Source organism: Dyadobacter koreensis (assembly GCF_900108855.1).
Lineage (GTDB): Bacteria > Bacteroidota > Bacteroidia > Cytophagales > Spirosomataceae > Dyadobacter > Dyadobacter koreensis.
In genome coordinates this window covers 805,581-817,895 of sequence record NZ_FNXY01000002.1, presented here as the reverse complement: position 1 = coordinate 817,895, position 12,315 = coordinate 805,581, and the positions used below count along the sequence as shown (strand labels likewise).

The following is a 12,315-nucleotide window of genomic DNA, read 5'->3' as shown; positions in this document are numbered from 1 at the left end:
ATCGACAACAGCCTTTACTATTAACTAGTATATTCCACAAAATTCTTAATTTCTAGGTATCAAAATGCTATCTGTTACAACCTGATTGCTAAATTTTAAAGAGCGATCCCGAATCCGGATTTTCCACTTATGTAAAACCAAATTCGCGCTATTGGAAAAAGGGGCTTCTGTATTAAGATCAAGCTTTCCTTTTATCGGTGCCGATTTCCCATCCGGTTTTAACTCTGGAAAAAACTTATTGTGATCCAGGGAAGAAAAACGCTCGACCCACATATTGTTCTCAAAAGTACATGTGATCAGCTCGTAGTTTCCTTTTCCGTCAGCATACTTTACAGAATTATTTCTTTCAGCTTCCGAAGCGCCAAGGTCGCCGTTACCATCCTCAAAATCAATGCTTATAATTATTTTCTCAACTTTGTTTCCCAGCGAATTTGTATCCGGGTAATGATCGATACTATTATAATAAATTTTCGGAGTATCATTAAACTCAGGCAGATCGACACAACTTGCAACCAAAACTGACATAATGAAAAATAAGCAAACTTTCAGGTTCATCATTGATCTCTAAAATGTTATTGTCACTTTCCAATTGAATGTCAGCAGACTATCTTTTAAAACGCAGGCACCAAAATACTGTCAGTAGGAACCTGGTTGCTTACCCGCAAAGCTCTGTCACGTATCCTGACTTTAAATTTAACCCATACCGGTGTTGCACTTCCTGAATAGAAAAAAGTTGTATTCAGATCTAACTTTCCTTTTATTGGACCCGACTTCCCGTCTGGTTTGAGCATTGGGAAAAACTTGAACCTATCCAGCGCTAAAATTCTATCAACCCATTTGCCACCTTCAAGACGAGAGGTTACAAGTTCATAATTTCCCCAGTCTCTGTATTTTACAGAATCACTGCGTTCAGCATCCGAAGCACCAAGATCTCCGTCTCCATCCTCAAAATCAATACTTACAATAACATTCTCCTGAATTTTCCTTCCGGAGGAATCTGTCAAAGTACTCTGATCAATACTATTATAATAAATTTTCGGTGTGTTGTCAAAGTCAGGAATATCAACACAACTCGCCAGTGCGATTGACGAAACAAAAAACAGGTATATTTTCCACTTCATATTTTATAAATTTTGCCCTTCTCTGAGCTTGCTAATAGATTCTTTACAGGTTTACCTAATAACGCCAGCGCTGGATTTTGCATCGAATATTTTTCACAGCGACTTTACACAACCAAGCTACTAACTTCTAACTTTGTCCTACTAATTACGAAAGTACTACGATTGGAACTTCAAAGCAATATATTACCATTGGAAATACGTCAGCAACTTCGCCAACAGATTATTGATCTGAAACCAGCAGGTTTTGAGTCACTCGCTTTACGTATTTTTCAGTATCAGGCAAAAAACAATCCTGTTTATAGCCGATACATTTCCTATCTGAATATTGATATCGAAAAGGTAACTGAGCTGATACATATTCCATTTTTACCGATTCAGTTTTTTAAAAACCATACAATTAAATCCGGAACGCCGCCAGAGCCAACGGTAATTTTTGAAAGTAGCGGAACTTCCGGCACTTCTACCAGCCGTCATGCTTTATATGATGCGCCACTCTACCAATCGGTCTCCACAAGCATCTTTGAACAAAATTACGGGCATCTGAAAAATTTTCATTTGCTGGTTCTGCTACCTTCATACCTTGAACGAAACAACTCGTCTCTCGTGTATATGATGCAGCATTTTATTGATGAAGCAGATTCTCCCTATTCCAATTTTTATCTGCATAATACAGATGAAATGCTGAAAAGATTAAAAAATCTGGCAACAAATCCTGATGGGAGAAATATCCTTTTAATGGGTGTCACCTTTGCCTTACTGGATCTTGCTGAAAGCGGAATCGATTTTTCCTTTTTTAAAAATATCGCGAATCTTAAAATAATGGATACCGGTGGTATGAAAGGCCGTCGTCAGGAATTACTGCGTGAAGAAGTTCATGACATTTTGAAAGGAAGTTTCGCGGTGCCGGAAATTCATTCGGAATATGGAATGACCGAACTGCTCTCGCAAAGTTATTCGCCTGGCAGTGGTTTGTTTATTCCGGGAAACACGATGCGAATTCTTCTGCGCGATGTAAATGATCCATTTTCAATTTTTGACCATAATTTATCAGGTTCAAAAACCGGTGGAATCAACGTGATTGACCTTGCCAACCTCGACAGCTGCTCGTTTATAGAAACGCAGGACCTGGGTCGTTTCGGCACTAAGCCCGGCACCTTTTATGTTATGGGCCGTTTTGATAATTCTGATATCCGTGGATGCAATTTACTGGTTTTGTAAAGCGTTTCCCCTGACTAATTTATTCTTAAAAAGATCACTTTCAAGGCATTGAAAACATTAAGTATTTTCTAATCGTTTAAGTAGTTGCTGATTTATAGCAATATAGACCGCTCCAGCCTAATATAGAATAATTCTAACTGATCTAAAATAGAGAATATTTCATAAATTAGCCGGGTTGTTTTGAATTGCATTAATCTAATGTATTATTACATTTTGGATTGTTAACCTATAAAGTATATAAAATGAAAAGACGTGATGCGCTTGCCCGTGTGGCACTATTGATGGGTGGAACTCTTTCTGCCCCGACCATGCTGGCTTTTCTGGAGGGCTGTAAATCGTCGACCGAAACATCGACTAGTCTTACTTTTCCTTTTTCAGCTGATCAAAAGAGTTTAGTATCTGAGGTTGCCGAAATAATTATTCCTAAAACTGATACTCCGGGAGCGAAAGATGCCAAGGTTGGGGAGTTTATAGAACTGATGCTGAAAGATTGCTACGAAGCAAAAGATCAGAACAGTTTTGCGGCAGGATTAAAAGATCTTGAAAAAAGAGATTTCCTTAAAGCATCACCAGCGGATCAAACTAAAATATTAAAAGAGCTTGAAGCGTCTGCAAAGGCAGAATCTGAAAAAAGCTCAGAGGCGAAAAAGAAATTTACAGAAGCAGGAAAAGAATATACGGACGACCAGGGTGTTCCGTTCTTCAAATTGATCAAAGAGCTTACTTTATTAGGATATTTCACATCAGAGCCTGGCGCAACGCTGGCACTGGAATACGTTCCGGTTCCCGGCCGTTATGATGGTTGCATCGACTTAAAACCTGGTCAGAAGGCTTGGGCGATGTAATTTAAACTATAACTTATGAGCTGAGATTTTACGGTTTTCGGCTCAGTCAATTATTGATAATTAAAAGATATTATAAGAATTCACTATGAATTTAAACATAAAAGGTCAGAAAGAAGTGACGTACGATGCTATCGTCGTTGGTTCTGGTATCAGCGGCGGATGGGCTGCAAAAGAATTAACCGAAAAAGGCTTGAAAGTTGTCATGCTTGAACGCGGACGCGATATCAAACATATTACTGATTACAAAACCGCTACACTGGCGCCTTGGGAGATTGAACATCGCGGCCGTGTTACGACTGTGGCAAAGGAAGAGTATTGGGCAGGAATGCGTACAGGTTACACTGCAAATCCGGAGCACAGATATCTTTTCGAAAATGATAAGGAAAATCCGTATGAAGAAACACGGAAATTCGACTGGATCCGCGCATATCATGTCGGTGGCCGCTCGCTGTTGTGGGGCCGCCAGAGTTACCGTTTGAATCCGCAGGATTTCGAAGCAAACGCAAAAGACGGAATTTCAATCGACTGGCCGATCCGTTATAAGGATATCGCTCCGTGGTATGACTACGTAGAGAGATTCGCTGGTATCAGTGGAGCAAAAGACGGCCTGGACGTTTTACCAGATGGAAATTATTTGCCCCCAATGCAAATGAACTGCGTTGAAACAGCCGTTAAAGGTGAAATTGAGAAGAAATTTGCCGGCCGTCATGTGATCATGGGTCGTGCTGCACACTTAACGCAGCCGAAAGATTTCCATACAGAACTTGGCCGTGCAGCTTGTCAGTTTAGAAATATGTGTATGCGTGGTTGTCCTTATGGTGCCTATTTCAGCACACAGGCAGCAACGCTTCCGGCTGCAACGAAAACGGGAAATCTTACCTTGATTCCTGATACAATTGTGACCGAAGTTATATATGACGATAAGCTTGGCAAAGCGACCGGTGTCCGGACGATCAACCAGAATACGATGGAAACAAAGGAATATTTTGCAAAAATTATTTTCCTTAACGCTTCTGCGATCGCATCAGCTTCTATCCTTTTGAACTCCAAATCAAAAAGATTCCCGAACGGATTTGGAAATGACAGCGACCAGGTTGGCCGTAACATTATGGATCACCACCTTGCTGTTGGAGCCCGTGGAGATTTTGAAGGGTTTGAAGATAAATATTATTTCGGACGCCGTGCGAATGGAATTTATGTTCCGCGTTACCGTAACTGGGGTGATGACAAACGTGATTATCTAAGAGGTTTTGGTTACCAGGGCGGCGCAAGCCGTGATAGCTGGGGACGGGGAGCCGGAATCGACGGTTTCGGTGCTGATTTCAAAAAGGAAATTTCCCAGCCAGGCGGATGGAGCATGAACTTGGGAGGTTTTGGAGAAATGCTACCTGACGAGAAAAACCGTTTTACACTTTCAACAAAAACGAAAGATAAATGGGGCCTTCCAGTCGTTGTTTTCGATGCAGCATATGGTGAAAATGAAAAGAAAATGCGAGTTGATATGATGAACGATGCAGCGGAAATGTTGGAAGCAGCAGGCTTGAAAAACGTATCAAAATACAATGACGAGTCTAAACACCCAGGTATCGGTATTCACGAAATGGGCACAGCACGTATGGGTAATGACCCGAAAACTTCGGTTCTTAATAAAAATAACCAAGTATGGGGCGCGGAGAATGTTTACATGACCGACGGAGCTTTCATGACTTCGGCATCTTGTGTGAACCCATCGCTCACTTACATGGCCATGACTGCACGTGCGGCGGATCATGCTGTGAAAGAGTTGAAAAAGATGAATCTGTAATTCCTTCGTAAGGATTAAAGACAATACAAAGTAAATAAAACAGTATGACAAGCCTTGCCGGGTAAATCCGGCGAGGCTTTCTCTTTTACCAGCAAATAGCCCTGAATAAAACAAAAGATGTAATACATTGTAATTCCACCTGATAAGTGGAAATTCGATAACCCTAACCCCACTTCTTTACGTTGAAAGATTTTCCTCTACCAGTTATTCCTCAGCGGGTATCTTCTGTGGACGCTTACCGCGGTTTTGTAATGCTGCTCATGATGGGCGAAGTTTTGAAATTTGGCCGTGTCGCCGAAGCTTTACCAGACAGTCCTTTTTGGGCATTCCTGGATCATCATCAAAGCCACGTTTCATGGGTCGGCTGCTCGTTGCACGACCTCATCCAGCCATCTTTTTCATTTCTGGTAGGCGTTGCACTTCCCTATTCGATGGCCAGCAGGGCGAGCAAACAGCAAAATGCCGGCATGATGTGGTTCCATACCATTCGCCGATCGTTGATATTAATTTTGCTCGGAATATTTCTCCGCTCGATGCATGCTACGCAAACCAATTTCACATTTGAAGATACGTTAACCCAAATCGGGTTAGGTTATCCACTATTATTCGCACTCGGCTTCCGATCCGAACGTACGCAGTGGGCAGCACTAATTGCAATTCTACTTGCCTACGGGATTTTCTTCGCTGCATATCCTTTGCCCGGCCCTTATTTTGACTGGGCCGAAACTGGCACGACACCAGACTGGGAGCATAATCTGAAAGGGTTTGCCGCCCATTGGAATAAAAACACCAATGCAGCCTGGGCTTTTGACAGGTGGTTTATGAATATTTTCCCACGTGAAAGTTTGTTTAGATTCAATGGCGGCGGTTATAGTACGCTAAGTTTTATTCCTACGTTGGGAACGATGATTCTGGGCTTGATCGCAGGAAAATGGCTTAAAAACGCAACGTCCTCATCCGCTCTGATCAGACAATTTATTTTCACAGCTGCAACCCTTTTTGTGATCGCGGTAACCCTGAATCTGACAGGGATCAATCCTATCGTAAAAAGAATATGGACGCCAGCCTGGACTTTGTTTAGCGGCGGCTGGTGCTTTTTACTACTGGCTGCATTTTATTTCGTTGTGGACGTAAAGGATAACAAACAATGGTTTTTCCCGCTCGTTGTGATTGGGACCAATTCCATTGCAGCTTATCTTTTAGCACACACAATCGACAGTTTTATAGATTCGTCATTCAGGATTAACATCAGCCCAAATTATGACCTTATTTTCGGGGAAGCATACCGTAGCCTTGTGAGTGGGGCAATTATACTCCTTTTTGAATGGTGGATTTTATACTGGATGTATAAAAAGAAGCTTTTTATTAAAATTTGATTTGCGAACTAGCCAAATCAGGGTAAAATGCTCAATTCACTTTCTTACTTTTGGATATATATCAATACCTAATGCATATGTTATCACTAAAAGGAATACACCATATAGCGATCATTGCTTCCGATTATGAAAAATCGAAGCGCTTTTACACTGAAATTCTTGGGTTTAAAATTGACAGTGAGATAAACAGGGAGGAAAGAAAATCATTCAAACTGGACCTTTCGTTAAACGGAGAATATGTAATTGAGCTTTTTTCCTTTCCAGAACCTCCAAAACGTCCATCCCGACCAGAATCTACGGGGCTTCGTCACCTTGCCTTTAAGGTTGATAATATTGAGGAAGCCATTGAGGAATTATTAAGACATGATGTTCAACCGGAGCCTATTCGTATTGATCACCTAACGGGGAAAAAATTTACATTTTTCTCCGATCCGGATGATCTTCCTCTGGAACTATACGAAGCATAGACGAAATTCCCTAAAACAAAAAAGCCCTGAGAGAAATCAAATTTTCTTTCAGGGCTTTTTGCAGCTCGACATTGCCGTAAAGTGACCTCCTGTAAAAACTGGCGTATATGTGTTGAAAGATCGTTCAACCGTTTCGGTACACTTACACACAAAAAACACTTTACACACATGAAAAAGTATGCAGCAGAATTTATCGGTACATTTTGGTTGGTATTAGGCGGTTGCGGAAGCGCGGCATTGTCAGCAGCATTTCCGGAAGTCGGAATTGGCTTGTTAGGCGTTTCTTTTGCATTTGGTTTAACCGTTTTAACAATAGCTTATTCCCTTGGCCATATTTCGGGAGCGCATCTTAACCCGGCAGTCTCCGTAGGTTTGTGGATCGGGGGGCGTTTTTCAACAAAAGATCTGGTGCCCTACATTATCGCACAGATTTTAGGCGGTTTGGCAGCCGCAGGAATATTGTCAATCATTGTTACAGGAAATGGCAGCACAATCGGCGATTTTGCTGCAAATGGATATGGAGACCATTCTCCCGGAAAATACAGCATGGAAGCGGCATTAATCACTGAGATGGTAATGACCTTTATGTTCTTGATTATTATTTTGGGTGCTACGGACAAAAAAGCGTCAGGAGGATTTGCAGGTCTTGCAATCGGGCTTGCTCTTGCATTGATTCACTTGATCAGTATTCCTGTCACCAACACATCAGTAAATCCGGCGAGAAGTATTAGCCAGGCAATTTTTGTCGGTGGCTGGGCAATTGACCAGCTTTGGTTATTTATAGTTGCACCGATTGCAGGCGCAATATTGGCAGGAATCGTCTATAAGTTCCTTTCCAGTGAAGATTAATTATGCTGCAAAAGGATGACTTATCTCACTCCTTTTAACAATTACCTGCTTGGAGAGGATTTCATAAAATTCGGAAATCCTTTCCAGGTGTTCATCCAAAAGCCTTTTTGTTTCCGGCTCTCTCTCAATGTATTTATATAAAGAGCGATAACTCTGAAGAATCTTACCCTCTGTTTTCTTTAAAACGTCTGCAACCTCGGCCTTTTCTTCAAGATTATGTAAAGCCTGAACACTATCAGAATTCACTTCTGCTGAATTGACAAGGTCCTTGTCGTTAAGAAAACATTTGAAATAATCGTAAATCCAGTGGATCTCTTTTTGGAATAGCAGAGCGCTAAAATGACCCTGAGTCAGAAGTTTTCTCAACGGCCCCATGCTATCTTTTTTTAGTGCCTCAAGATATAAGACTTCCCTCTTCTTCTGTTCGTTCCATAACGCACTTATTTTCAGAACGAACTCATTCAATTTTGAATCTTCCATCACCATAGCCAATATCAGTTTGAGTACACGAAATTTTGTACAAACTTCATGCCTGCATGGTGACAAACCTTGTAGAAGTATTACTATTATTCAATTAACCATATAGATTAATTATATTTTCATAAAAGCTTCTTTTTGAAACACTTTAAGCCCAATTTGCGTACATCGAAATGTGGTTGGTTTTACACAAAAAATCTAATGGAATTTTCAGCAATACCACAGTACAAAACACATGCCAGAAAACTGATAATTTTTATACTCTGATGAAAGGAACTAACTTTGTTGTTGATACAATAATTATAACCTAATAAAGTTAGAATAAAATCTATAAGGAGATGATTATCTCTGATTTACGAATTGTGTAATTTATGTTTAAATATTCATTGATGTTTTCGCTGCTTCCGGCAGTTATATTTAGTTCTTGTAAAACTTCCGCTCCTAAAACCCAACCAGTTTCTGAAGCTTCGCCTCTGATCGAGATTGGGAACGAAAAATTCTCTGCAAACGATTTTCTTGATTCATACGCTAAAAATAAATTTTCCACAGATTCAACAAAAGAGTTAACGCCTGAGGAATATTTACCCGTTTATAAAGATTTGAAAATCAAAATTTTAGAGGCTAAAACCGAGGGAAGAGATACAACGAACGATTATAAACAAGAGATTAACTCGTATTATGATCAACTCGCAAAAAATTTTTTGGTAGATAAAGCGCTGGTTGAAAAACTTTCGACGGAAGCATATGCCAGACTGAAGCAGGAAGTAAGAGCGTCTCATATTTTGATCGCAGTGCCGGAAGACGCCTCTCCCGCTGATACCCTGGAAGCCTACCGTGCAGCCATAGCGATGCGTGGAAGACTGGAAGAAGGTTCAGATTTCGGCGATATGGCTTCAAAATTTTCAAAAGATCCGTCGGCTGCAAAAAACAGAGGAGACCTTGGATATTTTACTGCTTTTCAAACAGTTTATCCTTTCGAAACAGCAGCTTATACGATCGCTGTCGGAAAATTATCTCAGCCTGTTCGCAGTAAAACCGGTTACCATATTATCAAAGTACAAGATCGCCGTCCAAATCGTGGAACGGTACGTATCGCACATATTATGGTTCGTGTTGACCCGAACGCGACGGAATCTCAGAAAGTAGCTGCAAAAGCGAAGATCGATGACGCTTTCAAAAAATTACAAAACGGGCAACCGTGGGAAAGTGTTACTGAAACTTATTCCGACGATAAGCAGTCGAGTAAAAATCAGGGACTTCTACCGCCATTTGGAACAGGTCAAATGGATCCGGCAGTGGAAGAGGCAGCGTTCTCGTTGAGTCGATTGAACACTTACGCCGCGCCTGTTCTCAGCGCATATGGCTGGCATATTATAAAGCTGGTTGATAAAAAAGCGCTGGATTCATACAGCATTATGTCTCCATCGCTGCGTCAAAAAGTAGTAACTGATTCACGCGGCAAAGTTCTCGAACAATCAACGGCGAGAAGACTTCGTGAAAAATATTCAATTCAGGAATTTCCTGATAAGTTTGCCTTATTGACGCCCTTGGTTGACAGTTCGCTGATAACGGGGAAATGGGATTATATGAAACCCGTTTCCACCGACTGGGCTGCAAATACCTTATTCACCATTGAAAAACGCCCTTATGATGCGTTGTCTTTTCTAAATTACGTAAAGACTCAGCAAAAGGCTCGCCCGAAAGGTTCGTCTCCGGAAGTAATTTTCAAGCGACATTATTATGATTATCTGACAAACAAGCTTTCCGACTACGAAAAAGAACATTTAGAGGAAAGTTATCCGGAGTTCAAAGCCCAGATTACTGAAATCCGGGAAGGTGTTTTACTTTCTCAATTATTGGAAGAAAACGTTCTGGCACGCTCGCTCAACGACTCTACAGGGCAAAGAAATTATTATGAAAAAAATGTTTCGCATTTCCGTTACCCTGAACGTGCGTTTGCAACAGTAGTGACGGCGCCAGATACCGCTACACTTAATGCTGTAAAAAAGTCGTTATCTAAAAGCCCTTATTCACTTGAAAGAAAGGCGAATGAACTGATTTTCAAGGAAGGTGTAAGCGATGTGTCGATAGAGCAGATTGAAAAATTGTATGATGTATATGTAATCCTGCAAAAAAATCCTGAATACGTTGTCGAAATTTCCGGATACCGCTCAAATTCAGAATCGGAGTCTACTTCCGCAGACAGGATCAGAAATGTTGTAAAATACCTTAACTCTAAAAATATTTCCATCGTCAGAATTTTGGAAAAAGATTACGGATCATTCCGCCAGGCCGTAGAACCAGAACGGAACAGACGGATCAGTTTCCAGTTTTACAGCACGTCAAAAAAAGATGTTGAGAAAGCTTATAATTCAGAAACACCGGATGCCGTTATAATCCAGGAAGGTTATTTCCCGAAAGATAATGCACTTTTGAGCCAGGCGAAATGGGAAACCGGAGAGCAAACTGTTACAATCAATGGAATTTCTTACTGGATTCAAATCCAGAAAATAGAGCCAGCAAGAGCAAAAACTTTTGTTGAAGCACGAGGAAGCGTGATCAACGAGTATCAAAAGTTACTCGAAAAACAGTGGATGGAAAAGCTTCAGCAGAAATTTCCAGTGAAAGTGAACACGCAAGAATTAGAAAAAATTAAGCGTTAAACGTAAATTAGCATTTTGAACCGCTGCCGCTGAACATTTCAAGTAGACAGTCCGATAAATAAACCCTACGAATACAACTTAGGAACAACCAAAATATATGAAAATAAATAAATTAATTGTACTTCAATTATTTGCAATCTGCACATTCTGTTTTAGTCTGACAAGCTTCGGACAAGGACAGTCGGGTGTGATGCTCGACAAAATTATTGCCCGTGTGGATAACCACTATATATTGAGTTCCGAACTGGAAGAAATGTATAACAGTTATGCTGCCAATGGACAGAAAGCTCCTGAAAAATGCCAGATTCTGGAGTCGCTCATTATCAATAAAATGCTTTTGGCCAAAGCTGAGATTGACTCGGTAACGGTTGAAGACAAGGAAGTTGATAACGAGCTTGACGGTAAGATGAACTATATGATCCAGCGTTTTGGCTCAGAAAAGAACCTGGTTGAAGCTTACGGCAAAAGTGTTGATAACCTGAAGACAGAACTCCGTACGCAGGTTAAGGAACAGAAAATTGTCGAGAAAATGCAGCGGACGATCTCAGGAAATGTTAAAATTACTCCAAGTGATGTTCGTAAATTCTTTAATGGAATTCCAAAAGACAGTCTTCCTTATATTCCTTCTGAAGTGGAAATCGGACATATTGTTCGTTTGGGAACTGTAACGAGGGAGCAAAAAGACAAATTAAGAAATCAACTACAGGAACTTAAAGACCGGGCTGAAAAAGGCGAAGATTTTGCCATGCTTGCCACAATTTATTCGGAAGACGTAGGATCTGCAAAAAATGGAGGAGACCTGGGTTTTGCCAAACGCGGAGCGATGGTACCGGAATTTGAGGGCGCTGCTTTGGGATTAAAGCCGGGAGAAATGTCGAGCATCATCGAATCCCAATTCGGTTTTCACTTGATAAAACTAATTGAGACGCGCGGCGCGGAATATCATGCACGCCACATTTTGTTACGACCTGATTATAACAAAGGAACGGATATGTCTAGTGCGGTCCGTGTTTTAGACAGCTTGCGCGTTCTGATTAAATCTGATACGTTGAAGTTTGCGAAAGCAGCGCTGGACAATTCGGAAGACAAAGAAACTGCTGAAACCGGCGGGATCATTCAGGACAGAAACACAGGTTTGGGCCGTCTTACTCTGGACGCTTCGATGGACCCTGCGCTTTATTTTGCTATCGATACAATGAAAGTTGGTGACCTTAGTGTTCCGGTTTCTTACCGTACAGAAGATGGCAGAAGTGCGATGCGTATTCTTTGGTATAAGAGCAAATCTGAGCCTCATACAGCTAACCTTCGTGATGATTACGAAAAAATTTCCCAAATTGTACTGAGCAACAAACGTAACCACGCTCTGGAAGACTGGTTCAAAAAAGCACAAGGCGACGTATTTATCAGTGTAGAACCAGAATATAAAAACTGTCGAATCCTTGGCTTAGCATCCGGAAACGACAGCTGAGATGCTTGCCCAGAGAAATAGTTCTAG

At 41.0% G+C, this 12,315-nt stretch carries 11 protein-coding genes; 8 read left to right on the top strand and 3 right to left on the bottom strand.

Annotated features, from left to right (window positions below; all coding sequences use genetic code 11):
• Window positions 1–45: 45 nt before the first annotated feature.
• Together BMY70_RS07965 and BMY70_RS07960 are read right to left on the bottom strand one after the other, a co-directional pair.
• On the bottom strand, window positions 46–558 hold the full coding sequence (locus tag BMY70_RS07965; RefSeq protein ID WP_218148608.1) for a hypothetical protein: 513 nt from the start codon (window positions 556–558) through the stop codon (window positions 46–48).
• A gap of 53 nt (window positions 559–611) precedes the next feature.
• Window positions 612–1,121 (bottom strand): hypothetical protein, encoded by a 510-nt coding sequence (locus BMY70_RS07960; RefSeq protein WP_090334323.1) that lies wholly within the window; start codon window positions 1,119–1,121, stop codon window positions 612–614.
• A gap of 189 nt (window positions 1,122–1,310) precedes the next feature.
• On the opposite strand from BMY70_RS07960, the gene BMY70_RS07955 reads away from it, so the two are divergent.
• The 6 genes from BMY70_RS07955 to aqpZ all read left to right on the top strand — a co-directional run bounded on the left by BMY70_RS07955 (window position 1,311) and on the right by aqpZ (window position 7,680).
• The gene (locus tag BMY70_RS07955; RefSeq protein ID WP_229209519.1) at window positions 1,311–2,339 is read left to right on the top strand and encodes an acyl transferase; all 1,029 of its coding nucleotides are present in this window, start codon (window positions 1,311–1,313) and stop codon (window positions 2,337–2,339) included.
• 242 nt (window positions 2,340–2,581) lie between these two features.
• Window positions 2,582–3,184, top strand: coding sequence for a gluconate 2-dehydrogenase subunit 3 family protein (locus BMY70_RS07950; protein WP_090334317.1), 603 nt, complete (start codon window positions 2,582–2,584; stop codon window positions 3,182–3,184).
• An 85-nt stretch (window positions 3,185–3,269) separates the two neighbouring features.
• A complete protein-coding gene (locus BMY70_RS07945; RefSeq protein WP_090334314.1) occupies window positions 3,270–4,988 on the top strand; it encodes a GMC family oxidoreductase in 1,719 nt (572 codons plus the stop codon).
• Window positions 4,989–5,170: 182 nt separating this feature from the next.
• Window positions 5,171–6,364, top strand: a complete 1,194-nt coding sequence (locus BMY70_RS07940; RefSeq protein ID WP_374754696.1) for an acyltransferase family protein — start codon at window positions 5,171–5,173, stop codon at window positions 6,362–6,364.
• A 77-nt stretch (window positions 6,365–6,441) separates the two neighbouring features.
• Window positions 6,442–6,831, top strand: a complete 390-nt coding sequence (locus BMY70_RS07935) for a VOC family protein (RefSeq protein WP_090334308.1) — start codon at window positions 6,442–6,444, stop codon at window positions 6,829–6,831.
• Between the two features lie 168 nt (window positions 6,832–6,999).
• Window positions 7,000–7,680: an aquaporin Z gene (aqpZ, locus tag BMY70_RS07930; RefSeq protein ID WP_090334305.1), complete on the top strand. Its 681-nt coding sequence runs from the start codon at window positions 7,000–7,002 to the stop codon at window positions 7,678–7,680.
• Here aqpZ and BMY70_RS07925 read toward each other — a convergent pair whose 3' ends face one another.
• Window positions 7,681–8,160 carry a hypothetical protein gene (locus tag BMY70_RS07925; protein WP_090334790.1) on the bottom strand — a complete coding sequence of 160 codons (480 nt, stop codon included), beginning with the start codon at window positions 8,158–8,160 and terminating at the stop codon, window positions 7,681–7,683. It lies immediately after the preceding gene.
• 368 nt (window positions 8,161–8,528) lie between these two features.
• Between BMY70_RS07925 and BMY70_RS07920 the strand changes: the two genes are divergently transcribed.
• Window positions 8,529–10,820, top strand: coding sequence for a peptidylprolyl isomerase (locus tag BMY70_RS07920; RefSeq protein WP_090334301.1), 2,292 nt, complete (start codon window positions 8,529–8,531; stop codon window positions 10,818–10,820).
• A gap of 97 nt (window positions 10,821–10,917) precedes the next feature.
• Window positions 10,918–12,288 carry a peptidylprolyl isomerase gene (locus BMY70_RS07915; protein ID WP_090334298.1) on the top strand — a complete coding sequence of 457 codons (1,371 nt, stop codon included), beginning with the start codon at window positions 10,918–10,920 and terminating at the stop codon, window positions 12,286–12,288.
• The last annotated feature ends 27 nt before the right edge of the window (window positions 12,289–12,315 follow it).

Bases quoted from the DNA above. Each gene is read 5' to 3' on its own strand.
- BMY70_RS07965 (WP_218148608.1), bottom strand. From the start codon at position 558: ATGATGAACCTGAAAGTTTGCTTATTTTTCATTATGTCAGTTTTGGTT.
- BMY70_RS07960 (WP_090334323.1), bottom strand. From the start codon at position 1,121: ATGAAGTGGAAAATATACCTGTTTTTTGTTTCGTCAATCGCACTGGCG.
- BMY70_RS07950 (WP_090334317.1), top strand. From the start codon at position 2,582: ATGAAAAGACGTGATGCGCTTGCCCGTGTGGCACTATTGATGGGTGGA.
- BMY70_RS07945 (WP_090334314.1), top strand. From the start codon at position 3,270: ATGAATTTAAACATAAAAGGTCAGAAAGAAGTGACGTACGATGCTATC.
- BMY70_RS07935 (WP_090334308.1), top strand. From the start codon at position 6,442: ATGTTATCACTAAAAGGAATACACCATATAGCGATCATTGCTTCCGAT.
- aqpZ (WP_090334305.1), top strand. From the start codon at position 7,000: ATGAAAAAGTATGCAGCAGAATTTATCGGTACATTTTGGTTGGTATTA.
- BMY70_RS07925 (WP_090334790.1), bottom strand. From the start codon at position 8,160: ATGGAAGATTCAAAATTGAATGAGTTCGTTCTGAAAATAAGTGCGTTA.
- BMY70_RS07920 (WP_090334301.1), top strand. From the start codon at position 8,529: ATGTTTAAATATTCATTGATGTTTTCGCTGCTTCCGGCAGTTATATTT.
- BMY70_RS07915 (WP_090334298.1), top strand. From the start codon at position 10,918: ATGAAAATAAATAAATTAATTGTACTTCAATTATTTGCAATCTGCACA.